Source organism: Tropicimonas marinistellae, assembly GCF_001509585.1.
GTDB classification, from domain to species: domain Bacteria; phylum Pseudomonadota; class Alphaproteobacteria; order Rhodobacterales; family Rhodobacteraceae; genus Tropicimonas; species Tropicimonas marinistellae.
In genome coordinates this window covers 52,966-77,662 of the sequence record NZ_LNCI01000014.1, presented here as the reverse complement: position 1 = coordinate 77,662, position 24,697 = coordinate 52,966, and the positions used below count along the sequence as shown (strand labels likewise).

General features: G+C 65.1%; 24 protein-coding genes. 14 read left to right on the top strand and 10 right to left on the bottom strand.

Annotated features, from left to right (window positions below; all coding sequences use genetic code 11):
* The first annotated feature begins 44 nt into the window (after positions 1-44).
* The 11 genes from ARC39_RS22920 to ARC39_RS22870 all read left to right on the top strand — a co-directional run bounded on the left by ARC39_RS22920 (position 45) and on the right by ARC39_RS22870 (position 10,325).
* On the top strand, positions 45-1,361 hold the full coding sequence (locus ARC39_RS22920) for a replication-associated recombination protein A (RefSeq protein WP_068118499.1): 1,317 nt from the start codon (positions 45-47) through the stop codon (positions 1,359-1,361).
* A 135-nt stretch (positions 1,362-1,496) separates the two neighbouring features.
* On the top strand, positions 1,497-1,952 hold the full coding sequence (locus tag ARC39_RS22915; RefSeq protein ID WP_068118490.1) for a c-type cytochrome: 456 nt from the start codon (positions 1,497-1,499) through the stop codon (positions 1,950-1,952).
* Between the two features lie 5 nt (positions 1,953-1,957).
* A complete protein-coding gene (locus tag ARC39_RS22910; protein WP_078059435.1) occupies positions 1,958-2,629 on the top strand; it encodes a cytochrome b/b6 domain-containing protein in 672 nt (223 codons plus the stop codon).
* Between the two features lie 61 nt (positions 2,630-2,690).
* Positions 2,691-3,074 carry a fluoride efflux transporter CrcB gene (gene crcB / locus ARC39_RS22905; protein WP_068118577.1) on the top strand — a complete coding sequence of 128 codons (384 nt, stop codon included), beginning with the start codon at positions 2,691-2,693 and terminating at the stop codon, positions 3,072-3,074.
* Positions 3,071-4,117 (top strand): RluA family pseudouridine synthase, encoded by a 1,047-nt coding sequence (locus tag ARC39_RS22900; RefSeq protein WP_068118489.1) that lies wholly within the window; start codon positions 3,071-3,073, stop codon positions 4,115-4,117. The genes crcB and ARC39_RS22900 overlap by 4 nt, the downstream gene beginning before the upstream one ends.
* Complete coding sequence (locus ARC39_RS22895) at positions 4,114-4,803, top strand: HAD-IA family hydrolase (RefSeq protein WP_068118487.1); 690 nt, start codon at positions 4,114-4,116, stop codon at positions 4,801-4,803. The genes ARC39_RS22900 and ARC39_RS22895 overlap by 4 nt, the downstream gene beginning before the upstream one ends.
* Positions 4,804-5,526 (top strand): ATP12 family chaperone protein, encoded by a 723-nt coding sequence (locus ARC39_RS22890; RefSeq protein WP_068118486.1) that lies wholly within the window; start codon positions 4,804-4,806, stop codon positions 5,524-5,526.
* A gap of 231 nt (positions 5,527-5,757) precedes the next feature.
* On the top strand, positions 5,758-6,774 hold the full coding sequence (locus ARC39_RS22885; protein ID WP_068118485.1) for an amino acid ABC transporter substrate-binding protein: 1,017 nt from the start codon (positions 5,758-5,760) through the stop codon (positions 6,772-6,774).
* A gap of 135 nt (positions 6,775-6,909) precedes the next feature.
* The gene (locus ARC39_RS22880) at positions 6,910-8,229 is read left to right on the top strand and encodes an amino acid ABC transporter permease (RefSeq protein ID WP_068118576.1); all 1,320 of its coding nucleotides are present in this window, start codon (positions 6,910-6,912) and stop codon (positions 8,227-8,229) included.
* 1 nt (position 8,230) lies between these two features.
* A complete protein-coding gene (locus ARC39_RS22875; RefSeq protein WP_068118484.1) occupies positions 8,231-9,523 on the top strand; it encodes an amino acid ABC transporter permease in 1,293 nt (430 codons plus the stop codon).
* A gap of 10 nt (positions 9,524-9,533) precedes the next feature.
* Positions 9,534-10,325 (top strand): amino acid ABC transporter ATP-binding protein, encoded by a 792-nt coding sequence (locus tag ARC39_RS22870; protein WP_068118483.1) that lies wholly within the window; start codon positions 9,534-9,536, stop codon positions 10,323-10,325.
* A gap of 59 nt (positions 10,326-10,384) precedes the next feature.
* Here the strand turns inward: ARC39_RS22870 and ARC39_RS22865 are convergent, their stop codons facing one another.
* From ARC39_RS22865 to argB, 3 genes are read right to left on the bottom strand one after another with little or no spacing between them, the layout of a single operon-like run.
* On the bottom strand, positions 10,385-10,885 hold the full coding sequence (locus ARC39_RS22865) for a SixA phosphatase family protein (RefSeq protein WP_068118478.1): 501 nt from the start codon (positions 10,883-10,885) through the stop codon (positions 10,385-10,387).
* On the bottom strand, positions 10,882-11,568 hold the full coding sequence (locus tag ARC39_RS22860; RefSeq protein WP_068118476.1) for a ferredoxin: 687 nt from the start codon (positions 11,566-11,568) through the stop codon (positions 10,882-10,884). Before ARC39_RS22860 ends, ARC39_RS22865 begins: the two co-directional genes overlap by 4 nt.
* 44 nt (positions 11,569-11,612) lie before the next feature.
* Positions 11,613-12,500, bottom strand: coding sequence for an acetylglutamate kinase (argB, locus tag ARC39_RS22855; RefSeq protein WP_068118472.1), 888 nt, complete (start codon positions 12,498-12,500; stop codon positions 11,613-11,615).
* 117 nt (positions 12,501-12,617) lie between these two features.
* Between argB and ARC39_RS22850 the strand changes: the two genes are divergently transcribed.
* The gene (locus ARC39_RS22850; protein ID WP_068118470.1) at positions 12,618-13,358 is read left to right on the top strand and encodes an SDR family NAD(P)-dependent oxidoreductase; all 741 of its coding nucleotides are present in this window, start codon (positions 12,618-12,620) and stop codon (positions 13,356-13,358) included.
* A gap of 49 nt (positions 13,359-13,407) precedes the next feature.
* Here ARC39_RS22850 and yihA read toward each other — a convergent pair whose 3' ends face one another.
* From yihA to ARC39_RS22815, 7 genes are all read right to left on the bottom strand, one after another.
* Positions 13,408-14,061: a ribosome biogenesis GTP-binding protein YihA/YsxC gene (gene yihA / locus ARC39_RS22845; RefSeq protein WP_068118467.1), complete on the bottom strand. Its 654-nt coding sequence runs from the start codon at positions 14,059-14,061 to the stop codon at positions 13,408-13,410.
* Positions 14,058-14,819, bottom strand: a complete 762-nt coding sequence (locus ARC39_RS22840; RefSeq protein ID WP_068118464.1) for an MOSC domain-containing protein — start codon at positions 14,817-14,819, stop codon at positions 14,058-14,060. The genes yihA and ARC39_RS22840 overlap by 4 nt, the downstream gene beginning before the upstream one ends.
* Before the next feature lie 7 nt (positions 14,820-14,826).
* Complete coding sequence (gene yidC, locus ARC39_RS22835) at positions 14,827-16,632, bottom strand: membrane protein insertase YidC (RefSeq protein WP_068118462.1); 1,806 nt, start codon at positions 16,630-16,632, stop codon at positions 14,827-14,829.
* A 157-nt stretch (positions 16,633-16,789) separates the two neighbouring features.
* On the bottom strand, positions 16,790-18,328 hold the full coding sequence (locus ARC39_RS22830; protein ID WP_068118459.1) for a putative bifunctional diguanylate cyclase/phosphodiesterase: 1,539 nt from the start codon (positions 18,326-18,328) through the stop codon (positions 16,790-16,792).
* A 92-nt stretch (positions 18,329-18,420) separates the two neighbouring features.
* Complete coding sequence (gene ttcA / locus ARC39_RS22825) at positions 18,421-19,266, bottom strand: tRNA 2-thiocytidine(32) synthetase TtcA (protein WP_068118457.1); 846 nt, start codon at positions 19,264-19,266, stop codon at positions 18,421-18,423.
* A 45-nt stretch (positions 19,267-19,311) separates the two neighbouring features.
* A complete protein-coding gene (locus ARC39_RS22820) occupies positions 19,312-20,724 on the bottom strand; it encodes an FAD-binding oxidoreductase (protein ID WP_068118453.1) in 1,413 nt (470 codons plus the stop codon).
* 15 nt (positions 20,725-20,739) lie between these two features.
* Positions 20,740-21,459 carry an arylesterase gene (locus ARC39_RS22815; protein WP_078059434.1) on the bottom strand — a complete coding sequence of 240 codons (720 nt, stop codon included), beginning with the start codon at positions 21,457-21,459 and terminating at the stop codon, positions 20,740-20,742.
* Here ARC39_RS22815 and ARC39_RS22810 point away from each other — a divergent pair.
* Both ARC39_RS22810 and ARC39_RS22805 read left to right on the top strand, forming a co-directional pair.
* Positions 21,446-22,135: an ABC transporter ATP-binding protein gene (locus ARC39_RS22810; protein ID WP_068118451.1), complete on the top strand. Its 690-nt coding sequence runs from the start codon at positions 21,446-21,448 to the stop codon at positions 22,133-22,135. The genes ARC39_RS22815 and ARC39_RS22810 overlap by 14 nt on opposite strands.
* On the top strand, positions 22,132-24,666 hold the full coding sequence (locus ARC39_RS22805) for an ABC transporter permease (RefSeq protein WP_068118449.1): 2,535 nt from the start codon (positions 22,132-22,134) through the stop codon (positions 24,664-24,666). Before ARC39_RS22810 ends, ARC39_RS22805 begins: the two co-directional genes overlap by 4 nt.
* Positions 24,667-24,697 lie beyond the last annotated feature (31 nt).

The window sequence follows — 24,697 nt, the reverse complement described above, 5'->3', positions numbered from 1 at the left end:
AGGTTCGGCTTTCGCTCCCCCCGGCACGCGCCTAGTCTGCGCTCATGCAAGACCTGTTCGACTCGCCTGCTCCCAATTCGGAAACGCCCGGTCCGCGCCCGCTGGCCGACAGGTTGCGTCCGACCAGCCTCTCGCAGGTTATCGGCCAGGATCATGTGCTTGGAGCGGATGGGCCGCTGGGGGCGATGCTTGCCACGGGCAGTCTCTCGTCGTTGGTCCTGTGGGGGCCGCCCGGTGTCGGCAAGACGACCATCGCGCGCCTTCTGGCCGACGAGACCGATCTGCATTTCGTACAGATCAGCGCCATTTTCACCGGCGTTCCGGAGCTGCGAAAGGTGTTCGAGGCGGCACGGCACCGGCGCGGGAATGGCCAGGGAACGCTGCTCTTCGTTGACGAGATCCACCGGTTCAACAAGGCGCAGCAGGATGGGTTTCTGCCGCACATGGAGGACGGAACGATCGTTCTGGTCGGGGCGACGACCGAGAACCCGTCCTTCGAGCTGAATGCCGCGCTTCTCAGCCGCGCGCAGGTGCTGGTGCTGAACCGCCTTGACGAGGCCGCGCTTGCCGCCCTGCTGGCGCGCGCCGAGGCCGAATTGGGCCACCCGCTCCCGCTGACCGACGGTGCCCGGACGACACTGGTCGCGATGGCAGATGGAGACGGGCGCGCCCTGCTCAACCTGGTGGAGCAGATCGCGGCCTGGGGAGGCGGTGCCGTCGTCGATACCGATGTGTTGACCGCGCGTCTGACGCAGCGGGCCGCCCAGTACGACAAGTCGGGAGACGCTCACTACAACCTGATCTCGGCCCTGCACAAATCGGTGCGGGGCTCCGATCCGGATGCGGCGCTCTACTGGCTGGCCCGGATGCTGAAAGGGGGCGAGGACCCGCGCTATCTGGCGCGGCGGATCACCCGGATGGCGGTGGAGGACATTGGCCTGGCCGACCCGCAGGCGCAGGGCCTTTGCCTGGAGGCCTGGCAGATATACGAGCGACTGGGCAGCCCGGAGGGGGAACTGGCCCTGGCGCAGGCTGTCGTCTACCTCGCGCTGGCGCCGAAATCGAATGCTGCCTACGCGGGCTACAAGGCGGCAATGTCGGCTGCCGCCCGCACCGGTTCGGAACCGCCGCCGAAGCACATCCTGAACGCACCGACCGCGCTCATGAAAGAGCAGGGATATGGGGCGGAGTACCAGTACGATCACGATGCAGAGGATGCCTTCTCGGGGCAGAACTATTTCCCCGATGGCATGAAGCGCGGTCTCTACTACTTCCCGGTCGAACGGGGCTTCGAACGCGAATTGAAGCGCCGCACCGAGTATTTCGCGAAGCTCCGGTCAAAACGTGGCGACGCGTCCTGACCAAGATTTGATATTCGCAACGAAACATTATTGTTCTCGTGCTTCCGAAATTTATGCAAATCATGGCGACGGAAACCGCGAGCCCCCGCGTACTACGCGGGTTCGTCCCGACTTGGCACATTTTGGAGACCAGCCATGCGCAAGATCATTCTCACCGCCATTGCCCTTTCCCTTCCGACGCTTGCCGTTGCAGATGCCGCGACAGATGCCGTCAAGGCGCGTCAGGACCACATGAAATCATACGGCAAACAGGTTGGAACCTTTGCTGCGATGGCAAAGGGCGAGGTCGATTATGATCCTGCCGCGGCGCAGGCCGCCGCCGACGCGCTGGTCGAGCTGGTGAACATGGATATGTCCGGCTTCTGGATTCCGGGCACCTCGGCCGACGATCTTCCGGGGGTTTCCTACGCCAAGCCCGATCTGTGGAACAATTTCGAGAAGGCCGGTGGCATCGGCACCGAGTTGCAGAAAGCCGCGGCGACGATGCAGGAGGTCGCCGGCAACGGCCAGGGTGAGATGGCCCAGGCGCTCGGCGGCATCGGCCAGCAATGTCAGGAATGCCACAAGGCGTTCCAGCTCAAGAAGGACTGAGTCCAATGACAAACGGGTCGCCGGGTTCCGGCAAGTTAACTCGTGTCCGCCTGTGGGATCCGGGCATTCGCCTGTTCCACTGGGCGCTGGCGATCTGTGTCGCGACCGCATGGTTCCTGGGTGAATTCGGCCCGGGAATCATGACGTTGCACTTCTACTTCGGATACGCCGTGATCGGATTGCTGGTGTTCCGGCTGATCTGGGGCCTCGTCGGGCCGTGGCCTGCGCGGTTCCGGGACTTCGTCTATTCCCCGGCGACGTTCATTGCCTACCTGCGCGGAATCCGTGCGCGGACACCGAGCTTCTGGGCAGGACACAACCCGATGGGGGCGGTGTCGGTTTTCGCGCTGCTGGGCGTCCTGGGATTGCAGGCCTATACCGGGCTCTTTTCCGATCCCGACGACTTCATCAACAAGGGGCCGCTCGCGGATTCGGTGAGCGGTTCCTGGGTCAATTGGGCGACCGGGTGGCACAACGCCTTGCCGCCGCTCATCCTCCTGCTGGTGCTGCTGCATGTCGGGTCCATCGTCTATTACAGGGTCTGGAAAGGCGAGGACCTGGTTACGCCGATGATCCACGGCAAGAAGACCGTCCTCGGCGACGTGCCGGAAGACCGGATCATCGAGACGATCGACGGTGCGGCCGAAACCGGCACCCGGCACAGCGACGCCGCCTGAGGCGATCTGAAATCCCGATCTGACGCTTGACATGGCGCCGCTGTCCATGGACACCGGCGCCATGATTTTCACTGCACTTCAAGTCGCTCTCGGCGGGGCAATCGGAGCCGCTTGCCGCTACCTGACGAATGTCGCCATGAAGGCGCTTCTCGGCATCGGATTCCCCTGGGGCACGCTTACGGTGAACATCGTGGGTTCCTTTCTGATGGGGGCGCTGGTGGTTGTGCTGGCGCGCAAGGGCGGCACCCATCTGACACCTTTCCTGATGACCGGGGTTCTCGGCGGATTCACGACATTCTCCGCCTTTTCGCTGGATGCCATCTTCCTGATGGAAGAAGGCAAGTCCGAAATCGCGCTGATCTATATCGCGGTGTCGGTTCTGATCTCGCTCGCGGCGCTGGTGGCCGGCCTGGCGCTTGCCCGTGGGCTGGTGCCGCTGCCATGAGCCGGGTGCAGCAGATCGAGGTTGGTGCGGACGAAGCGGGCCAGAGGCTCGACCGCTGGTTTCGCAACCGCTTTCCGCATGTCGGGCAAGGCCGCATCGAGAAGATGTGCCGCAAGGGCGAAGTGCGGCTCGACGGCGGCCGGGTCAAGACGTCGACCCGGATCGAGGCGGGGCAGACGGTCCGTGTGCCGCCATTGCCCGACCCGGAGACGGAGGCGCCGCGACGCGCGGTGCCTGCCGTGTCGGAGGCGGATGCGAAGATGATCCGCGCGGCGGTGCTCTTTCGCGACGACCACCTCATTGCCCTCAACAAGCCCGCCGGTCTGCCGACGCAGGGCGGCAGCAAGCAGACCCGCCATGTCGATGGTCTGGCCGACGCGTTGCGGTTCGGGCTCGACGAAAAGCCGCGCCTCGTTCATCGGCTCGACAAGGATACGTCGGGCGTCCTGCTCCTCGCGCGGACACGCGCCGCGGCCGGCGCGTTGACCGAGGCGTTCCGGGCACGCGACACGCGCAAGATCTACTGGGCCGCGCTGGCCGGGGTGCCGTCGCCGCAGCTTGGCACGGTCCGCTACGGGTTGGTCAAGGCGTCCGGTCACGGCGCGGGCGGGGAGGGCGAGAAGATGCGCTGCCTGCACCCGCGCGACGTAGATACCACGCCGGGAGCGAAACGGGCGACCACCGACTACGCGGTGCTCTCCGGACTTGGCGGCCGCGTGAGTTGGGCGGCGCTGGTGCCGGTCACCGGCCGGACCCACCAGCTCCGCGCCCATATGGCCGAGATCGGCCATCCGATCATCGGCGATGGGAAATATGGCGGGTCCGGGCAGGAGAACCTCGGCGACGGCTGGGGCGCGGGGCTCGGCGGCGCGCTTTCCCGCAAGCTCCACCTTCACGCCCGGTCCCTGAGCTTCACCCATCCGGTGACGGGAAACCGGCTGAGTATTACCGCGCCACTGCCCGAGCATATGCAGAAAACCTGGGACATGCTGGGCTGGCAACCGGCCGATGTGCCGGCCGACCCGTTCGAGGAGATCGAATGACCGCCGATAGCCCGTTGCGACTGGTCGTGTTCGATGTGGACGGCACGCTTGTGGACAGTCAGGCCCACATCCTGGGTGCGATGGCCCGTGCCTACGATGCGCTCGGTCTGGAAGCGCCGAGCCGCGACGCGGTGCTCGGCATCGTGGGTTTGTCGCTGCCGGTGGCGATGGAGCGGCTATCGCCGGACATCGAACCGGATCGCCGCGTCGCGCTCGTGGAAGCCTACAAGGACAGCTTCTCCTCGATCCGACAGACCGGCGCGCCGGAGCGCATGTCGCCGCTTTATCCAGGTGCGCGGGACGTGGTCGACATGTTGCTGGGCCGCGATGACCTGATGGTCGGGCTGGCGACAGGCAAGTCGCGCCGCGGGCTGGATCATCTTTTGGCGGCACACGGGCTGACCGGCGCCTTCGCGACGGAACAGGTGGCCGATCACCACCCGTCCAAGCCGCACCCGTCCATGCTGTTGACGGCGCTTGTCGAAACCGGGGCCGAGGCCCGCGATGCGGTGATGATCGGCGATACGACTTTCGACATCGAGATGGGGCGGGCCGCCGGTTTCGAGACCATTGGCGTGTCCTGGGGCTACCACCCCGCGCAGGACCTTTTGCGCGCCGGGGCCGGTGCCGTGATTGACCGATATGAAGACTTGCCGGCTGCAATCGAGCGGCTCTGGGAGGCGTGAATGGCCGAGTGGAAGGCGAAGCGGTTCTGGAAACGCGCCGATATCACGGAATGCGATGGCGGCTGGGGCGTGTCGCTCGACGGGCGGCCATTGCGCACGCCCGCAAAGGCGGTGCTCTTGGTGCCCACACGGCCGCTCGCTCGGGAGATCGCAGCGGAATGGGACGCGCAGGCGGAGGTTATCGACCCGCTGTCGATGCCGTTCACCCGATCCGCGAATGCGGCGATCGACAAGGTCGCACCGCAGTTCGCGGAGGTTGCAGGGCTGATTGCGGCCTATGGCGAGACCGATCTGTGCTGCTATCGCGCAGAGGGGCCGGACCGGCTCTTCGTCCAGCAAGCGGAGGCCTGGGACCCGATGCTGGAGTGGGCGCGCTCGGCAATCGGCGCAGCGCTTGTGCCGACTGCGGGAATCGTGCCGGTCGCACAACCGGCGGAGAGCCTCTCGCGCCTGCGCCAGCGCGTCGAGCGTGAGGACGTCTTTGCGCTGACCGCGCTGCACGACCTGGTGAGTCTGACCGGTTCGCTCGTTCTGGGCCTCGCCGCAATAGAAGGGATTCTCCCGGCTGACGAGATCTGGCAAATGTCGCGAATTGACGAGGCGTTCCAGGAAAGCCAGTGGGGCGTGGACGAAACTGCCGCTGCGGAAGCCGAGATCAAGCGGCAAGCCTTCCTGCATGCCGCTCGTTTCCATGAACTTTCTCGCGTATCGCCCGAATCGTGACAGTGGGGCTGGAACGATCGCCCAATAATTGATCTCTCAGCGCATCCATTTGCTATGGCAGGGTTACCCTACGGCCGCTTTCTGTCCTGCACTTGACCTTTATTTGGTTATTTGCCCAATGTTGGGGCGTTGAGAGAGGGGACCTCTCTCTCGCGTGATTTTCGGGGCCTTTGCGCCCAAAAAAAAGGAACACCACTCGAACCTGGGTGGGACCATCAGGAAGAGGTACAAATGAAAAAGACCGTACTCGTTGGAGCGCTGGCTCTGGCTGGCCTATCCGCCGGAGTTGCTTCGGCAGGGACGCTGGATGATGTCAAAGCGCGTGGTACGCTGAACTGCGGTGTGAACACCGGTCTCACCGGGTTTGCAAACCCGAGCGCGAGCGGGGAGTGGGAAGGCTTCGACGTTGCGATCTGCCGCGCCGTCGCCGCCGCCGTCCTTTCCGACGCGACCGCCATCGAATTCATCCCGACAACCGGCAAGACGCGCTTCACCGCGCTCGCGTCCGGCGAAATCGACATGCTGGCCCGGAACACCACCTGGACCTTCACCCGCGACGTCGACCTGAAGTTCGAATTCGTCGGTGTGAACTACTACGACGGCCAGGGCTTCATGGTGCCCAAGGAACTCGGCGTTTCTTCCGCGAAGGAGCTCGACGGCGCCACGGTCTGTATCCAGACGGGCACCACGACCGAGCTGAACCTGGCGGACTTCTTCCGCGCCAACAACATCTCCTACGAGCCCGTTCCGGTCGAGACCGACAACGAGGCCCAGCAGCAGTACCTCGCCGGTGCCTGTGACACCTACACGACCGACGCCTCCGGCCTTGCCGCCGTGCGCGCCACGTTTGAGAGCCCCGGCGATCATATTCTGCTTCCCGAGATCATCTCCAAGGAGCCGCTGGGGCCGCTCGTGCGGCATGGCGACAACGAATGGGGCGATGTGGTTCGCTGGACGCTCAACGCGCTGATCTCGGCCGAAGAACTCGGCGTGACCTCGGCCAATATCGAAGAGCTTTCGGGCGGAACCAACAACCCGGAAATCAACCGGCTTCTGGGCACGGAAGGGTCGCTCGGTGAAATGCTCGGCCTGGACGGGGAATGGGCCAAGCGCGCCATTATGGCCGGCGGCAACTACGGCGAATTGTTCGAGAAGAACATCGGGGAAGCGACCCCGATCGGCCTGGCGCGCGGCCTGAACGCGCAGTGGACCAACGGCGGTCTGCTCTACTCGCCGCCGTTCCGCTAAGAAAAGGCTTCAAGGGCGCGGGAAACTCCGCGCCCTTGGCTTTTTTGCACAATAACAAACACATCCGGGCCGCAGGACGGGGCGCTCAAGACCCCGCGGGAGTGAAGCCCGGTATGCCGCAGGGATATGTCCAACATGAGCACCATGACCGACCCGCCGAAGGAGTCGTTCAAGCTCGGCATGCTGATCTACGACACCCGGTACCGTTCGATCACAATCCAGATCGTCGCGCTCATCGGGTTCCTGATCCTGGCAGGCTGGCTCATCAACAACACGGTTCACAACCTTGCCGTCCTGGGAAAGCCCATCGACTTCGGCTTCCTCAACGATCCGGCGGGATATGACATCAACCAGCGGCTGATCGACTACAATTCCCAGAACAGTCACTGGCGTGCCGCCTTCGTCGGCTTGCTGAATACGCTTCTCGTGGCCTTGCTGGGGTGCATCACCGCCACGATCGTCGGTGTCGTTGTCGGTGTGCTGCGCCTTTCCAACAACTGGCTCATCGCCCGGCTGATGACGATCTACGTCGAGATCTTCCGCAACGTGCCGGTGCTGTTGTGGATCGTTTTCACGATGGCGATCCTGATCGAGACGCTGCCGGCGCCGCGCGACTTCCGGGGGGAGAACCCCGAGGCGAGCATGATGCTCTTCGACAGCGTCGCCCTGACCAACCGTGGCGTCTATATTCCCGAGCCGCTCTTCAGCCGTGGGTTGGGGGACTTGCCGATCCTGCCGGACCGGGCCAGCGACGCCTGTGCGGTGCCGGAAGACGGCGGGCCGGTGAGCGACGCCTGCGGCGTGTTCCAGGTGAGCCTCGACATGTTGCTGATCCTCGCCGTTCTCGGAGCCGGTCTCTACGTGTCCGGCCTGATCCGGAAACGTGCCGACAGGATTCAGAACGAGACCGGCGACCGGCCGACCACGTGGCATTACCGGCTGGGTGTTGTCGCCATTCCCCTGCTTATCGTGCTCGTGCTGCTGGGATTCCATGTGGGATTGCCCGCGCTCAAGGGCTTCAATTTCCAGGGCGGCATCCACCTGCGTAACTCGCTGATCGCCCTCTGGCTGGCGCTGTCGCTCTACACGGCGGCCTTCATCGCCGAGATTGTCCGCGCCGGCATCCTGGCGATTTCCAAGGGCCAGACCGAGGCCGCCGCCGCACTCGGGCTGCGCCCGAACCGGATCATGAGCATGGTGATCCTGCCGCAGGCCCTGCGGGTGATCATCCCGCCGCTGATCTCGCAGTATCTCAATCTCACCAAGAACTCCTCGCTGGCGATTGCCGTGGGCTACATGGACCTGACAGGCACGTTGATGGGCATCACGCTCAACCAGACCGGCCGCGAGCTGGAAACGGTGCTGATGGGAATGCTCGTCTACCTGTCGATCAGCCTGAGCATTTCGGCGGCGATGAACCTCTACAACCAACGTGTCAAACTGGTGGAGCGGTAAGATGAGCGATACCCATTTCGTCCGCAACCAGATGGTAGAGGAACAGGATCCGCCGGCGGCGACCACGGGCGTGGCCGGGTGGCTGCGGGAGAACCTTTTCTCCTCCGTGTCCAACTCGATCCTGACCCTGCTCTCGCTCGCCTTCGTCTACTGGCTTCTGGCGCAGGCGCTGCCGTGGATCGTCTCGCCGACCTGGCACGCCGAATCCCTGACCGAATGCCGCGAGATCATCGCGGAACTCGGCTATGGCGGGGCCTGCTGGGGCATCATCCGGGAACGCTGGCTGCAGTTCATGTTCGGCTTCTATCCGGCAGAACTCTACTGGCGGGTCGTGCTCGACTTCCTGTTGCTGGCCGTGGCCCTTGCGCCGGTGCTGTTCACCAACCTGCCGCGCAAGATGCTCTATTTCTCCGCGATCTACCCGTTCCTGATGCCCTGGCTTCTGTGGGGCGGAACGATCTGGAACCCGATCGTCGTGGCCCTCGGCTTCGTTATCGGCTTCTACGCGCAAAGGCTTCTCAAACCGTCCATCGGCGAGCTGGCCGCCACCATCGCCGCTTTCGTGTTGCCGATCATCTGGTGGCTGTTTGTGGCCGGGCCTGTCGCGGATGCACTTGCCTCGGTCCTGCCGCTGTCCATTCAGGCAGTGGAGAGCCGGAATTTCGGCGGCTACATGCTGTCGATTACCATCGGTGTCGTTGCCATTGCGCTGTCGCTTCCCATCGGCATCCTGCTGGCGCTGGGCCGCCAGTCGGACCTGTTGATCGTGCGCTCGCTCTCGGTGGGGTTCATCGAGTTCATCCGGGGCGTGCCGCTGATCACGCTGCTTTTCGTGGCCTCGACGCTGCTCAACATCTTCATGCCGCCGGGAACCGATTTCGACATCATCCTGCGGGTCATCATCATGGTGACGCTCTTTGCCTCCGCCTACATGGCCGAGGTGATCCGCGGCGGGCTGGCGGCGCTCCCCCGGGGGCAATACGAGGCGGCTGATGCGCTGGGCCTCGATTTCTGGATGGCGCAGCGACTGATCATCATGCCGCAGGCGCTCAAAATCTCCATTCCCGGCATCGTCTCGACCTTCATCGGGGTGTTCAAGGACACCACGCTGGTGTCGATCATCGGCCTGCTGGACCCGCTCGGGCTGTCCCGCGCGATCCTCGCGGACTCCGCCTGGAACGGTATCGTCTGGGAGATCTACGGCTTCATCGCCGTGATGTTCTTCATCTTCTGCTTCTCCATGTCCCGCTACTCCATGTACCTGGAGCGCAAGCTTCAGACCGGACATCGCTAAGGAAACGCTCATGTCTGAATTGACCGCAGAACGCACCGTCGACCGCTCCCAGATGCAGGTGTCCGACGAGGTCGCGATCCAGATCACGCACATGAACAAGTGGTACGGCTCGTTCCACGTGTTGCGCGACATCAACCTGACCGTCTACCGGGGGGAGCGGATCGTTATTGCCGGGCCGTCCGGATCGGGCAAGTCGACGCTCATTCGCTGTATCAACCGGCTGGAGGAGCATCAGGCGGGCGAGATCGTCGTCGACGGGACGGAGCTTTCCTCCGACCTGAAGAACATCGACAAGATCCGTTCCGAGGTCGGGATGGTGTTCCAGCATTTCAACCTCTTCCCGCATCTGACGATCCTGGAAAACTGCACGCTGGCACCGATCTGGGTGCGCAAGGTGCCGCGCAAGGAGGCCGTCGAGACGGCGATGCACTTCCTGGAAAAGGTCAAGATCCCGGAGCAGGCCAACAAGTATCCCGGCCAGTTGTCCGGCGGTCAGCAGCAGCGGGTGGCGATTGCCCGCTCCCTCTGCATGAAACCGCGGATCATGCTCTTTGACGAACCGACGTCGGCCCTCGACCCGGAGATGATCAAGGAGGTGCTCGACACGATGGTGGAACTGGCCGAAGAGGGCATGACCATGCTCTGCGTGACGCACGAGATGGGTTTCGCGCGGCAGGTCGCCAACCGGGTGATCTTCATGGATCAGGGCCAGATCGTCGAGCAGAACGAGCCGGAGGCCTTCTTCAACAACCCGCAGCACGAGCGCACGAAGCTGTTCCTCAGCCAGATCCTCGGGCACTGACGCCGGGCGTCACGCGTGATCTGACGCCCTCGGCAAAGCGACGAGACGGGCGCCCGTGTTCAGGTGTCCGTCTCCACAAGGTCGTGGGGCGTCAGGAACTCCTGTACATGGCCGAGTTTCGGCGCCGCGCCGAGCCATTTCTTGATGTCGAAATCGAGGATCAGCATAGACCCGGTCGGGTAGTCGGCAAATCGGGGATGGGCCGGAGGTTCGGCGACGAGGTCATGGGCGAGGGCCGCGATTCCGGGGTTGTGTCCGATCATCAGGATGCACCTGCCCCTTGTCCCCCGCAATGCCGTGAGCATCGTCTCCGGCGAGGCATGGTAGAGATCGTCGCGCAGCGCGACGTCGCCGGGCAGTTTCAGCTCCTCCCAGGTTTCGCGCGCGCGCCGGGCGGCCGAACACAGCACGTGATCGGGCGTCCGCTCGTTCTTGCGCAGCCATTTTCCGAGCGCCTTGGCGCTGCGTTTGCCGCGCTTGTTGAGCGGGCGGTCGAAGTCGTCGAGTTCCGGGTTTACCCAGCTCGACTTCGCGTGGCGGAGGAGGATCAGCTGCTTCATGGGGTCTCGTGAAAGGCACGCATGTGGAATGCGGATTGCGCAGGATCGCGCGGGTATCTCTGGCTGACCGGGCAGGTGCGGCGCGTTGCGCAGCCGAGGCGCATGCAGTCGGAACCGGCGTCGGTCGCGAGAAACTGGTGACAGGCCGCAACGTCGTAGCCATCCGGCCGAAGCGCGCCCACCGGACAGGCATCGCGGCAGGGCTGCGCCGCGCAGGATTCGCACGGCCGTTCGGATGCCGCCGGCAGCGTCAGAGACTGTCGGAACGCGAGCGCGCCGCGCACCGAGAGGAACAGACCGGCATCGGCGTGGACCAGAAGCGATACCGGCGACATCCACGCCCGGCCGGATTCGATAAGCCACGACACGAATGGCCGGTACGGCGGGCCGTCAAACGGAAACAGGGGCACGGCATCGAAGCGCGCGGCAATCTCCCCGATCGTTCGGCGCGACCACCGGTCCAGCGGATCGGGGCAACCATCGCGGAACTCGGGGGTGCTGTTGACCGCCATCCAGAACCCGGGCTCGGCCGGACCGAGAAGCAGCACCGTGGCTGTTCCCGGCGGCAGGTTCGGCGTGCCGGAGCCCGCGTGAAACCCTCCAAGCACCGCAAGACGTCGCGCGTCTGCTGCGCGCGATATGTCCGCAAGGTCGGCTCCGGCTGTCTGGACGGGGGCTGTCATGACGGCCTGATCATAAGGAAAGGCGCGCCGATGCGAAGCCCTTTTCACACCTTGCCGGGGGTCTCATCGATGGGGACGCGGATCAGCGACCCGGCTCCGTGTTCGGTGAAGAGCTCCAGAAGGCAAGCGTTGGGGGCCCGCCCGTCCAGGATTACCACGGCGCGCACCCCGCCGGAGATGGCGGCAAGCGCGGTCTCGGTCTTGGGGATCATGCCACCGGCGATGACGCCGCTGCCGGTGAGATCGCGTACCTGATCGGGGGTCAGCTGGGTGACGACGGCGCCGTTGGCGTCCTTCACCCCCTCGACATCGGTCAGCAGCAGCAGCCTGTCGGCCTTGAGAGCCGCGGCAATCGCGCCGGCGGCCGTGTCGCCGTTCACGTTGAAGGTCTCGCCGTCCCGCCCGGCGCCGAGCGGCGCGACGACGGGAATGATATTGTGCGCATGCATCTGGTGGATCAGCTCCGGCGACACCTCCACCGGCTGCCCGACCAGCCCGAGGGCCGGGTCCACCGGGTCGCAGACCATCATGTTGGCATCCTTGCCGGACACGCCAACCGCGCGGCCGCCCTGACCGTTGATTGCCTGCACGATCCGCTTGTTGACGAGGCCCGACAGCACCATCTCGACGACCTCCATGGTCGCCTCGTCGGTCACGCGCTTGCCGTTGACGAACTCGCTCTGGATTTCCAGCTTCGCCAGCAGGTCGTTGATCATCGGGCCGCCGCCGTGGACGATCACCGGATGGACACCCACCTGGTTCATCAACACGACGTCCCGGGCAAAGCTCGCCATCTGCTCCGCATCGCCCATCGCATGGCCGCCGAACTTGATGACGACGATGGCACCCGAATAGCGCTGAAGATAGGGGAGGGCTTCGGACAGGGTCCGGGCGGTGGCAATCCAATCGCGGTTCATTGTCTGCTTCTTCATTGGTCGGCTCGGTGTTTCCTTGACCTGCGGTGTTACGCCCGGACCGGCCTCATGCCAAGGGCGATTGTCTTTTCGCGTATCGTGGCGCACTCATGGGGCAGCTTCGGGAGGTCTGCCATGTCTGGCAACGAACGTCAGAAAACCCTTCTCCTGACCGGCGCGAGCCGGGGTATCGGGCACGCGACCGTGCGCAAGTTCAGCGCGGAGGGGTGGCGGGTGATCTCCTGCTCCCGGCAACCTTTCTCGTCGGAATGTCCGTGGCCGGGCGGGGAAGACAACCATGTGCAACTGGACCTGTCCGATCCGGCGGACACGATCAATGCCGTGGGGGTCATCCAGGAGCGCATCGGCGGCAAGCTCGACGCGCTGGTCAACAATGCCGGGATCTCCCCCAAAGGCCCCAACGGGGAGCGGTTGAACACGATCGACACCGACCTCCTCGCCTGGGGGCGTGTATTCCACGTCAATTTCTTTGCCTCGGTGGTGCTGGCGCGCGGGTTGATCGAGGAGCTGACGGCGGCGAAGGGAGCGGTTGTAAACGTCACCTCCATCGCGGGGTCGCGGGTCCACCCGTTTGCGGGTGCTGCCTACGCGACCTCGAAAGCGGCTCTGAAAGCACTGACGCGCGAGATGGCACATGATTTCGGCCCGCGCGGCGTGCGGGTCAACGCCATCGCGCCGGGAGAGATCGAGACCTCGATCCTCAGCCCCGGCACCGAGAGGATAGTCGATGGCCTGCCGTTGCGGCGGCTGGGTCAGCCGGAGGAGGTTGCCGACGTGATCTACTTCCTGTGTACCGAGCCTTCGAGCTACGTCACCGGGACGGAAATCGAGGTAAACGCCGGTCAACACGTCTGATGCATGGTCTCACGGGGACCTTGCCAGGATGACCACGATCAGGGGCCTGTCAGTCCAGACCTGCGATGATGGAACGTAGCGTCGGGATACCCGCGCCCGTTTCCGAGGACGTGAGCACCATTTCCGGGTAGGCCGCCGGGTGCGGCTGAAGACTGGCGCGGACCTGCGCGAGGACCGTCTCGCGGTCCGCCGCCTTGACCTTGTCCGCCTTCGTCAGAACCACCTGGAACGGAACGGCGGCCTTGTCGAGAAGGCCGAGGATTTCCTTGTCCACGGCCTTGATCCCGTGCCGCGCGTCGATGAGGACGAAGGCGCGCCGGAGCGTGGCGCGGCCGGAGAGGTAGGCTTTCAGCAGGCGCTGCCACTTCTCGACCACGGCGACCGGCGCCTTGGCAAATCCATACCCGGGAAGGTCCACCAGGTAGTGGCTGTCCTGCAGGGTGAAAAAGTTGATCTCCTGCGTGCGTCCCGGCGTGTTGGAGGCCCGTGCCAGTGCCTTGTGCCCGGTCAACGCGTTGATCAGCGTGGACTTTCCCACGTTGGACCGGCCCGCGAAACAGACCTCGAGCCGGTCGGCGGGCGGCAATCCGGACATCGCGACCACGCCCTTGAGGAATTCCGTCTGCCCCGCGAAGAGCTTGCGGCCGGTTTCGAGCGCCAAGGGCTCGGGCGCCTCCGCAAGGGGAAAGGGAAGGGCCGTCATAGCGGGGCCTCCGCAATGTCGCCGTGTTGGACACGGCCGCCTTCGATGACGGTTGCATAGACGCCGAAATCCCGGTGCCCGAAGGCTGCCTCCAAGGCGGCGAGCGTATCGCCGTCCACCTGGCCGGTTACCGGGTTCGCCTTGGTGGCATTGCAGCGCGTGATCGGCTCCTCCACCCTGAGGCGCGTTGCGCCGATGCGGATCTCGTGCCCGACCCAGTCGAATTCCTCCCATTCCGCGAAGCCGTCGACCCAGAGGTTGCCACGAAACCGGTGGATCGAGAGGTCTTTGCCCATTCGCTGGCCCAGGTCGCGCAGGGACGCGAGGTTCAAAACGGCGACGAAGGGATCGGGGACATCGGTCATGGCCTGCGATTCGGCGGCGACGAGACGGGCAGGGGCGGGCCGGTTCGCCGGCCAGAGCGGTGCGATCCAGTCGACCAGACCGACCGACGCATCGGCATTGTCCGGTGTGACCTCCAACGTCGGCCGTTCGGGGTGGGAGAGGCGGACCGACCGCGCGTCGTCCGACAAGGTCGCCGAGATCGCCATGAGCGGCGGTGCGGCGACGCCGCGCACGAAGTTCCGCTTCGCGTACCAGCCATCCGGCGCGCCATCGAAGGCCGCCGCTTCATGGGCCAGTGCCCAGTGGCGATCGAAGGGCAGCACCTGCCCGGCCTTGAGCTCCACCGCCGGCAGTTCTTCCCACCCGAGCGACTTGATCGGGTGGCGGACGATATGCGCCAGACGGCCCGCCACGTGCCGGCTACTCCGCGTCCGGCTTTTTCTTCCGGAAACCCGACGTGATGTTGCCGAACACGTCGGGCTTGTAGCCGTGGCTGCGCATGATCAGGTACTGCTGAATGAACGTGATCGTGTTGTTCGTGATCCAGTAGAGGACCAGCCCGCTGGCGAAGCTGCCGAGCATGAACATGAACACCCAGGGCATCCAGGCGAAGATCATCTGCTGCGTGGGGTCTGTGGGCGCCGGGTTCAGCTTCTGCTGCAGCCACATGGAGATGCCGAGCAGGATCGGCAGGATGCCCAGCGAAATGATCTGCAGCGCGCCCAGATCCGGTACGCCGTAGGGCAGCAGGCCGAAGAGATTCAGGATCGAGGAGGGGTCAGGCGCCGAGAGGTCCTGAATCCAGCCGAACCAGGGGGCGTGACGCAGTTCGATGGTGACGAAGATCACCTTGTAGAGCGAGAAGAAGATCGGGATCTGCAAAAGGATCGGCAAGCAGCCAGAGGCCGGGTTCACCTTCTCCTTCTTGTAGAGCTCCATCATCTCTTTCTGGAGCTGCATGCGGTCGTCCCCGGCGCGCTCCTTCAACTTCTCCATCTCGGGCTGCAATTCCTTCATCTTCGCCATCGACGAGTAGGACTTGTAGGCCAGGGGGAAGAGCAGCGCCTTGATCAGCAGCGTCAGGCCGATGATCGCCCATCCCATGTTGCCGATCAGGCCGTTGAGGAAGTGCAGGACAGCAAAGATCGGTTTGGTCAGGAAGAAGAACCAGCCCCAGTCGATGGAATCGAGGAAGCCTTCGATCCCTTCGTCGTTCTGGTAGTGGCGGATCGTTTCCCATTCCTTCGCGCCCGCGAAGAGACGGGACGTCTGCGACACCGTCTGACCGGCGGCGATGTCGACCGTCGGGTAGATGGTCTGGGTCTGGAAGATATTGGACCCAGGTTGGAACAGCATGACCTGCTTGTGCCCTTTCCCCGGTTCCGGGATCAGGGTGGTCATCCAGTACTTGTCGGTGAAGCCAATCCAACCGTTCTGTGCGTCCGGGATGGTTTCCGCATGGGCGCCAAGCTGCGGGTCGACGTCCAGATCCTCGAACTTGTCGTATTTCTTCTGCGTCAGGATTCCGTCGGCCATGCCGACCACGCCTTCGTGCAGAATGAAGAAACGGGTCAGTTCCGGCAGGTTGTGCCGCGCGATGAACCCGTAGGGCTGCGCGCGGAACGCGGTGTCGGTCGGGTTCTCGATGGATTGGGTGACCGTGAACATGTAGTCGTCGTCCACGGAAATCTCGCGCCGGAAGACAAGGCCTTTCGGGCTGTCCCACCGCAGCGTGACCGGTGTGCCCGGTGACAGCGTTTCGCCGGTTTCGACGGACCAGAGCGTGTCGGTTGCCGGCACGTCGCCCGCGGCCAGCCCGCCGCCGGGGGCCCAACCGAAAAGCGCGTAGTAGGACAGCGGGCCGCCAACCGGATCGAGCAGGCGAACGTTGGGCGACTGGGTGTCCAGCGTTTCGCGGTAGTCGTTCAGAAGCAGATCGTCGATACGGCCGCCGGCCAGCGAGATGGAGCCGGTCAGGCGCGGCGTTTCGACGGGCAGACGCGGCGCGTCGGCGACCGGGGCCGTATCGGTGACCGCGGACGTTGCGCCGGGATCGGCGCTCGACGGTACGGATGCGGCCGGGCCTGCCTCGTTCTGCACGTCGGTGACTGCCGGTGGCGTCTGCGTCACGGGCGGTTCCTCGGGTGGGAACAGCACGAACCAGACCAGGATCACGAGAAAGCTGAGCGCAGTGGCGAGAATGAGGTTCTTGTTCTGATCGTCCATAAGGGGATCACCGACGTCCTTTGTCTCCGGGTTCGCGGAGGTTCAATCGGTCGCGGGACGAAACGTCAAGCAGAATCCCGGTATTTGGCGGCGATTGCCCCCTCTCGCCGCGGCCCGGGCGGCGGTGCGGCGCCGGTAAAACCGCCGGTTCGGCGGTTCAGTGCAACGGGCCGCCGATCTGCGGTGCCGTTCCAAGGCGCGTGGCGTGGCGGTCCATCCAGCCCAACGCATCCTCGAAGGGCATCGGCTGGGCAACGCTGTATCCCTGAACGTGCCCGCAGCCGAGTTGCGCCATCATTGCGTGCTCGCCGACCGATTCCACCCCCTCGGCCAGCGTGTCGAGATCCAGCTGATCCGCCATCGACAGGATGGCCGAGACCATTTTCTGCTGGTTGCGGTCCGTGTCCACGTGAGTCACGAAGGAGCGGTCGATCTTGATGCGGTTGACCGCAAAACGCCGGATATTCGCGATGGAGGCATGACCGGTGCCGAAATCGTCGAGATCGACCTGGCACCCGAGTTTTGCCAGTGCCGCGATGTTCGATGTGATCGTGTCGTTGGTAGCGTCCGCGACGACCGTTTCGAGGACCTCGATATTCAACCGGTCCGGCGTCAGGTCGAACCGGTCCAGTTCCCAGCGAATGCGGTCCACCATGCGCGGGTTGCGCAGCTCGGCCGCCGTGAAATTGAAGGCGACGCGCGGCACGCGGTATCCCGCCTTGTCCCACATGCGCAATGCGGACAGGCCGTTGAACAGCATGACTTCGCCAAGACGTTCCATCATGCCTGCCGCTTCGACCGCCTCCAGGAAGTCGCCCGGCGGCAACACGCCTCGCTCGGGGTGAATCCAGCGCGCGAGCGCTTCGAACCCCGTCACGAGACCCGTGTCGGTGGAGATCTGGGGCTGAAACCATGGCCGGATATCACCGTTCTCGAAGGCCCGGACGATCTCTTCGGACAGCAGGTGGCGGCTTGCTATGGCGTCGCTCATCTCTGCGGAATAGGCACGGATCTGCGAGCGACCGGCGCGACGCGCCTCGTCCATGGCGACCTCCGCCGCGTCTAGAAGGGCCTCCGCCGACCGATCGGGCGCGCGCCGGGCCAGGCAAAAACCGATGGAGGCGGTGACGTAGATCGTGCTTGCATCGAGGCTGATCGGCTCCGCAATCGCCGCCTGGATCCGTTCGGCGACGCGCAGGGCAATCTCCATGTTCGCCTGTCGCACGGGCCCGAGCGCCAGCCCATACCGATGCTCCACAAGGCGGGCGGCCTGGTCGCCCGGCCGGATCGCATCGAGGATTCTATCGGCGGTCCGCCGCAGCACCTCCTCCGTACCGGCACTGCCCAGCGATTCCGCAACTTCGCTGAAGTCGTCCAGCTGTATCACGAAGGCGATGGTCGATTGGCCGCGCCCCTCGTGGTGGACGAGGAATTCGTCCAGCGTGTCGATCAGGTGGTTGCGGTTGGCGAGCCCGGTGAGCGAGTCCAGCCGCTCGATGTTCCGGTCCCCTTCGAGCAGGCCGCCGAGCATCAGCACAAGGGGAAACGTGACACCGGTGATCATCAGGACACCCTCGCCGCCGAACCAATAGCCTGCGAACATCAGCGCGGGCACAAAGGCAAGTGTCTGCGGTCGAACAAAGGCGTTGTTCAGCCGGCGCCGGATGTGGCGCAGGCGGATTGCGGGCCGTGACATGGATCCAGTTCCTCGGTTGGGCGAAAGGCCACTCGGAGGAATGCTAGGAGAGGGGGCTCAGCAGTCTCTTAACGCGCCCCCGCATTATTCCTTCAATTTTCGGGATTTCTTCCGTTCCCGCGCGCCAGACCGGCGAAATCGAAGAGCGCAGGGTCAAGAAGGTGCGATGGCCGTGCGTTCATCAGCGCGCGGAACATCTTCTGGCGCCGCCCGGGATGATTGGCCTCCCAACCGTCGATAAGCGCCTTGACCTGCTGTCGTTGCAAGCCGTCCTGGCTGCCGCAGAGGTCGCAGGGGATGATCGGGTAGTTCATCGCGGTTGCGAAGCGCGCGCAATCTGCCTCGGCGACGTGGGCGAGCGGACGGTAGACAAAGAGGTCGCCTTCCTCGTTGACCAGTTTCGGCGGCATGGTGGCCAGCCTGCTGCCGTGGAACAGGTTCATGAAGAAGGTTTCCAGGATGTCGTCACGGTGATGGCCGAGCACCACCGCCGAGCACCCTTCCTCCCGCGCGATCCGGTAGAGGTTGCCCCGCCGCAGCCGCGAACAGAGCGCGCAATAGGTGCGCCCCTGGGGAACCTTGTCCATGACAATGGAATAGGTGTCCTGGTACTCGATTCTGTGCGGGACGCCCATCCGCTCCAGAAACTCCGGCAGGACAGTCGCCGGAAACCCCGGTTGTCCCTGGTCGAGGTTGCAGGCCAGCAGATCCACCGGCAGGAGCCCGCGCCACTTCAACTCGTAGAGGGCCGCAAGCAGCGTGTAGCTGTCCTTCCCGCCGGAAAGGCAAACCAGCCAGCGTGCATCGCGTTCGATCATGCCATATTGCTCCACCGCCTCGCGCACATTGCGCACGATGCGTTTCCGGAGCTTCTTGAACTCCGTCGTGGAGGGGGCGCCGTGAAACAGCGGGTGGATATCGTCCAGGTCGTCGAACATGGTGCCGCTATGCCAAATTCCGGAGCCGGACGAAAGCCGCTGGCGTCAGGCGTCGGGCAAAACCTTGCCGGGATTCATGACACCCTGCGGATCCAGCGCGGTCTTGATCTCGCGCATCACGGAAAGCGCGACCGGATTTTTCCGCCGCCGCATCGATGCGAGCTTGGATATCCCGATACCGTGTTCGGCGGAAAAACTGCCGCCGAGCGCCAATGCCCGGTCCTCCACCGCCTCAAGGATGGCATCGAGCAAGCCGGCCTCGTCTCGGGATGCCTGAACGGTGTAGTGGACGTTCCCGTCGCCAAGATGCGCGACGACCAGCGTCCGCGCACCGGGATCGACTTCCGCCAAGCGCGGTGCCATCGAATCCAGGAAAGCCTGCACCCGATCGAGGGGCACCGAGATATCCGTGTTCACGAACGGCCGGTGGGCGAGCGCGACCTCGGCCATGCCCTCGCGTCGTGCCCACATTTCGACCCGCTGCGCCTCGTTCCGGGCGACGACCGCGTCAATGACGGTGCCATTTTCGAGCATCTGGCCGAGCACCTCTTCCAGATAGGTCACGATTGGCAGCGTGCCGTCCGCCAGAGGTGTCGCATCGCATGGCGCCGTCGCCCCGACCTCGACAAGGATATTCACGTCGTAGGTCCGCTGGAACGGCGGGCGCATCCCGTCGAAATGGGCGACCAGCGCCTCAACGGTCGCACCGGGGATGTATTCGAAGGCCTCGACCGCTCCTCCGGTTGCCGATTGCAGGCGATTGAGCAGCGACAGCGCGTCGCCAAGTGTTGGCAGGGCGACCATCGCGGAGGCATAGGCCGAAGGCGCGGGGGCGAGTTGCAGTGTGGCGGCCGTGATGATGCCAAGCGTGCCTTCGGCGCCGATGAACAGATCCTTCAGGTCGTAGCCCGAATTGTCTTTCCTCAGGGCGGTCATCAGGTCCAGCACCTCGCCGGAGGCAAGCACGACCTCCAGCCCCAGGCAGAGGTGTCGGGTGGAGCCATAGCGCACGACGTTGACCCCTCCGGCATTCGTCGACAGGCAGCCACCGATCATTGCCGATCCGCGGGCGCCGAAGGAAAGCGGGAAGATCAGGTCATGGGCGCGTGCGGCCGCGTGCAATGCGTCGAGTACCACCCCGGCCTCGACCACCGCAATGCGCGCATCCGGCCGGATCTCCCGAACCCGGTTCATCCGTTCGAGCGAGATCATCAGTGCGCCCGGCGCATGGGCGCCGCCGCAGAGCCCGGTGTTGCCGCCAACCGGGACAACCGCCACCCCGGCCTTGGCGGCAATGCGGACGGCTGTGGCGACCTCTTCGGTGTTTGCCGGGCGCACGACGGCGAGCGGCGCCGCCTGGTAGACGTTCGTCCAGTCGGAGGCATACCGGGCGGTGTCGTCTCCGGTCAGCACATGCGACGCCCCGAGAGCGGATCGAAGGGTGTCGATCAGGGTCATGCGTGTTTTCCTCGCTCAGTCCTGGGAGGCCGCTTCGATCCGGTCGATCAGGGTTTCGACCTCCGGGCCGAGGGTCGCGACGATCCGGGCGACGCCATCGGCATTCGGATGTAGCCCGTCGGGTTGCATGAAGCGGCCCATTGCCTCGGACTCCGCGATGCCGTCGGTCAGGCCAGCCAGGAAACTGGGTACGTAGTGCGTGCCGAATTCATCCGCGAGCTCCGGGTACATGGAGTCGAAGTCCGCCTTGAAGTCGGGGCCGTAGTTGCCCGGTGCCTGGAGCCCGACAAGCAAAACCTGTACATCCGCTTCCCGCGCCGCTTCCAGAATGCCGCGCAGGTTGGCCCGGCTATTGGCCGGGTCAATGCCGCGTAGCAGGTCGTTGCCGCCCAGTGCCACGATCATGCCGCGCACCTCTGGCGTGAGTGTCCAGCCGACACGGGAGAGGCCGCCGGCCGTGGTGTCGCCGGAAACCCCGGCGTTGATCACGCGGACGTCGTGCCCCTGTTCACGAAGCCAGCCTTCGAGTTGCGGAACGAATCCCTGTTCCTGCGGCAGGCCGTACCCCTGGGTCAGGCTGTCGCCGAGCGCGGCGATGGAAAATGTCTCCGCATGGGTGGCGAGAGGCAGTAACAGGGTGAGTACGGCAGCGATGCATACCTTGTTCAACGCGCGCGCCGCCCCATATGCAAGCCGGTGGAACGATCTGGAGGCCCGCCCGATGCCCGAGCCCATCTTGTCCCTTGCGGACGTCACCCTGTCGCTCGACGGCAATGCGGGCCGGGTCGAGATCCTGCATGGTATCTCGCTGGATGTCGCGGAGGGCGAGACTTTGGGGCTGGTCGGGCCGAGCGGGTCTGGCAAGTCGTCTCTCCTCATGCTCATGGGCGGGCTTGAGCGCGCCACCTCCGGCAGTATCGTGGCGGATGGCCACGACCTGTCGGCGATGGGCGAAGACGCGCTGGCCCGGTTTCGCCGCCATCATATGGGCGTTGTCTTCCAGAGCTTCCATCTGATTCCGACAATGACGGCGCTGGAAAACGTCGCAACCCCGCTGGAGCTGGCGGGCGCGGGCGACGCATTCGACCGGGCAGCGCAGGAATTGCGGGCGGTTGGGTTGGCAGACCGGATGGATCACTACCCTGCCCAGCTTTCGGGCGGCGAGCAGCAGCGCGTGGCGCTGGCGCGCGCGGCAGCGCCGCGGCCGCGACTTCTGCTGGCCGACGAGCCGACAGGCAACCTGGACGGTAACACCGGCGACGCCATCGTGGATCTGCTCTTCGGTCTGCGGGATCGCCATGGGGCGACGTTGATACTCGTGACTCATGCGCCGGATCTCGCCGCACGTTGCGACCGGGTTCTCCGGCTCAGCGACGGCAGGCTCGACAGCGCGGCAAGGGCGGCGGAATGAGCCTGCGGGTCGCGTCCAGGATCGCGCGGCGTGAGCTGCGGGGCGGCCTGCGAGGGTTCCGCGTGTTTCTCGCCTGCCTCGCGCTGGGCGTGGCGGCTATCGCCGCGGTCGGCTCGGTACGATCGGGCATCGAAGCGGGGCTCGCACGGGAGGGCGCGGTCCTTCTGGGCGGTGACGCGGAGATGTCCTTCACCTACCGCTACGCCGAACCGGCGGAACGGGCATGGATGGAGGCCAACGCCAGCACGATCTCCGAGATCGTGGATTTCCGCTCCATGGCGGTGGTCGGCGAGGGAGAGACCGAAGAACGTGCGCTCACGCAGGTCAAGGGCGTGGACGGCATGTGGCCGATCTACGGCGAGGTTGGGCTGGATCCGCCGATGCCGCTGGCCACCGCCCTTGCCGAGCAGGACGGTCTCCCCGGCGCGTTGATGGAACGCGTTCTCGCGGAGCGCCTTGGGCTTGATACAGGCGACACCTTTCGCCTTGGCACGCAGGTGTTTCGCCTCGCGGCCATACTTGAGCGTGAGCCCGACGATGCCGGTGACGGCTTCGGACTGGGCCCGCGCACGCTCGTTCGGACCGAGGCATTGGCCAATTCCTCGCTGCTGGCGCCCGGCACACTTTTCGAGACGCATTATCGCCTGGAGTTCCCGGAGGGTACGGATCTTGTCGCGATGAAGACGGAGGCGCGCGGCCTCTTTCGCGATTCCGGCATGCGGTGGCGCGATAGCCGCAACGGCGCGCCGGGCGTCGCGGCATTCGTGGATCGGCTCGGAGCGTTCCTGGTGCTCGTCGGGCTTGCAGGGCTCGCGGTCGGTGGCGTGGGGGTCTCGGCGGCGGTGCGTGCCTATCTGGACGGCAAGCGCGAGGTGATTGCCGTCCTGAAGACGCTCGGCGCGGATGCCCGCACGATTTTTGCCGCCTATCTGATGCAGATCGGCGTTCTGTCGCTTGCCGGAATCGCGTTGGGTCTGGCGCTTGGCGGTGCCGTGCCATTGCTGCTTGCGCCGGTGATAGAGGCGCAGCTGCCCGTTCCGGCCGAGTTTGACCTCTATGCCGCGCCGCTCGCGGAGGCCGCGCTTTACGGTGCGCTGACCGCGCTGCTCTTCACGCTTTGGCCGCTTGCGCGCACCGAGGAGGTCCGGGCGGCGTCCCTTTTCCGCGACGTGGTCTCAGGCAAGTGGCGCGCACCGCGACCGGTGTATCTTGCCGTGACCGGCTTGCTCGCCGCGGGTCTTGTCGCCTGTGCCGCCTGGTTTTCCGGAGTGCCGCGCCTAGCGCTCTACGCGGCGGCGGGGGTCATCGGGTCGCTCGTGCTGCTGGTGCTTGCGGCACAGGGCATTCGGCGGTTGGCGCACCGCCTGGCACGTGCGCCGGCCATTCGCGGCCGTACCGCGCTGCGCCTCGCGCTCGGTGCCGTCGGCGGCCCGGGCGGCGAAGCAACGTCGGTCGTACTCTCGCTGGGGCTCGGGCTGACGGTGCTGGCCGCTGTGGGGCAGATCGACGCGAATCTGCGCGGCGCCATCGCACGCGACCTGCCCGAGGTCGCCCCCTCCTATTTCGTCGTCGACATCCAGCCCGACCAACTCGACGGTTTCCTGGAGCGCGTCGAGGGCGACGCCGGCGTAAGCCGGGTGGAAACCGCGCCCATGCTGCGTGGGATCATCACGCGGATCAACGGCGCGCCCGCCCGCGAGGCCGTGGGCGACCATTGGGTGCTGAACGGCGACCGAGGCGTCACCTATTCCGCGCGGCCGACCGAACAGACGACCGTGACCAACGGGGAATGGTGGCCGGATGACTATTCGGGGGACCCGCAGGTGAGCTTTGCGGCGGAAGAGGCCGCGGAGATGGGGCTGAAACTCGGCGACGAGATCACGGTCAATATCCTCGGTCGCGACATCAGCGCCGAAATCACCAGTTTCCGGGAAGTGGATTTTTCAACCGCTGGAATCGGGTTCATCCTGTCGATGAATCCCGCCGCCCTTGCTGGGGCACCACACAGCCACATCGCCACGATCTACGCCGACCCGGAGGCTGAGGCGGCGATCCTGAGGGATCTGGCCCATGCCTATCCGAACATCACCGCGATCCGGGTTCGGGACGCGATCGACCGGGTGTCCGAAGTGCTGGCAGGCATCGCGGCGGCGATCACCTATGGCGCGGCCGCGACGCTTGTGACCGGTGTGACGGTACTGATCGGTGCGGCGGCAGCCGGTGAGCGGATGCGCGTGTTCGAGGCGGCCGTCCTGAAGACGGTGGGAGCCGTGCGCGCGCAGGTGCTGGGGTATTTCGCCATCCGCTCTGCGCTGCTCGGCGCAGCCGCCGGAACCGTCGCCATCCTGTGCGGCGGGCTTGCGGGATGGGCGGTGACGACGTTTGTCATGGAGACGGATTTCGCCTTCGAACCCGTCTCCGCTTTGCTCATCGTGATCGGCGGTATCCTTGCCACTCTGTTTGCCGGTCTGGCCTTTGCCTGGCGCCCGCTATCCGCGCGCCCGGCGCAGGTATTGCGGGCTCGGGAGTGACGCGGCGCGGTTGCTCCCGGCGCCCGATGAC

Excerpts from the sequence above, each read along its gene's own strand:
- ARC39_RS22920 (WP_068118499.1), top strand. The coding sequence starts at position 45 with ATGCAAGACCTGTTCGACTCGCCTGCTCCCAATTCGGAAACGCCCGGT.
- ARC39_RS22915 (WP_068118490.1), top strand. The coding sequence starts at position 1,497 with ATGCGCAAGATCATTCTCACCGCCATTGCCCTTTCCCTTCCGACGCTT.
- ARC39_RS22910 (WP_078059435.1), top strand. The coding sequence starts at position 1,958 with ATGACAAACGGGTCGCCGGGTTCCGGCAAGTTAACTCGTGTCCGCCTG.
- crcB (WP_068118577.1), top strand. The coding sequence starts at position 2,691 with ATGATTTTCACTGCACTTCAAGTCGCTCTCGGCGGGGCAATCGGAGCC.
- ARC39_RS22900 (WP_068118489.1), top strand. The coding sequence starts at position 3,071 with ATGAGCCGGGTGCAGCAGATCGAGGTTGGTGCGGACGAAGCGGGCCAG.
- ARC39_RS22895 (WP_068118487.1), top strand. The coding sequence starts at position 4,114 with ATGACCGCCGATAGCCCGTTGCGACTGGTCGTGTTCGATGTGGACGGC.
- ARC39_RS22890 (WP_068118486.1), top strand. The coding sequence starts at position 4,804 with ATGGCCGAGTGGAAGGCGAAGCGGTTCTGGAAACGCGCCGATATCACG.
- ARC39_RS22885 (WP_068118485.1), top strand. The coding sequence starts at position 5,758 with ATGAAAAAGACCGTACTCGTTGGAGCGCTGGCTCTGGCTGGCCTATCC.
- ARC39_RS22880 (WP_068118576.1), top strand. The coding sequence starts at position 6,910 with ATGAGCACCATGACCGACCCGCCGAAGGAGTCGTTCAAGCTCGGCATG.
- ARC39_RS22875 (WP_068118484.1), top strand. The coding sequence starts at position 8,231 with ATGAGCGATACCCATTTCGTCCGCAACCAGATGGTAGAGGAACAGGAT.
- ARC39_RS22870 (WP_068118483.1), top strand. The coding sequence starts at position 9,534 with ATGTCTGAATTGACCGCAGAACGCACCGTCGACCGCTCCCAGATGCAG.
- ARC39_RS22865 (WP_068118478.1), bottom strand. The coding sequence starts at position 10,885 with ATGAAGCAGCTGATCCTCCTCCGCCACGCGAAGTCGAGCTGGGTAAAC.
- ARC39_RS22860 (WP_068118476.1), bottom strand. The coding sequence starts at position 11,568 with ATGACAGCCCCCGTCCAGACAGCCGGAGCCGACCTTGCGGACATATCG.
- argB (WP_068118472.1), bottom strand. The coding sequence starts at position 12,500 with ATGAAGAAGCAGACAATGAACCGCGATTGGATTGCCACCGCCCGGACC.
- ARC39_RS22850 (WP_068118470.1), top strand. The coding sequence starts at position 12,618 with ATGTCTGGCAACGAACGTCAGAAAACCCTTCTCCTGACCGGCGCGAGC.
- yihA (WP_068118467.1), bottom strand. The coding sequence starts at position 14,061 with ATGACGGCCCTTCCCTTTCCCCTTGCGGAGGCGCCCGAGCCCTTGGCG.
- yidC (WP_068118462.1), bottom strand. The coding sequence starts at position 16,632 with ATGGACGATCAGAACAAGAACCTCATTCTCGCCACTGCGCTCAGCTTT.
- ARC39_RS22830 (WP_068118459.1), bottom strand. The coding sequence starts at position 18,328 with ATGTCACGGCCCGCAATCCGCCTGCGCCACATCCGGCGCCGGCTGAAC.
- ttcA (WP_068118457.1), bottom strand. The coding sequence starts at position 19,266 with ATGTTCGACGACCTGGACGATATCCACCCGCTGTTTCACGGCGCCCCC.
- ARC39_RS22820 (WP_068118453.1), bottom strand. The coding sequence starts at position 20,724 with ATGACCCTGATCGACACCCTTCGATCCGCTCTCGGGGCGTCGCATGTG.
- ARC39_RS22810 (WP_068118451.1), top strand. The coding sequence starts at position 21,446 with ATGCCCGAGCCCATCTTGTCCCTTGCGGACGTCACCCTGTCGCTCGAC.
- ARC39_RS22815 (WP_078059434.1), bottom strand. The coding sequence starts at position 21,459 with ATGGGCTCGGGCATCGGGCGGGCCTCCAGATCGTTCCACCGGCTTGCA.
- ARC39_RS22805 (WP_068118449.1), top strand. The coding sequence starts at position 22,132 with ATGAGCCTGCGGGTCGCGTCCAGGATCGCGCGGCGTGAGCTGCGGGGC.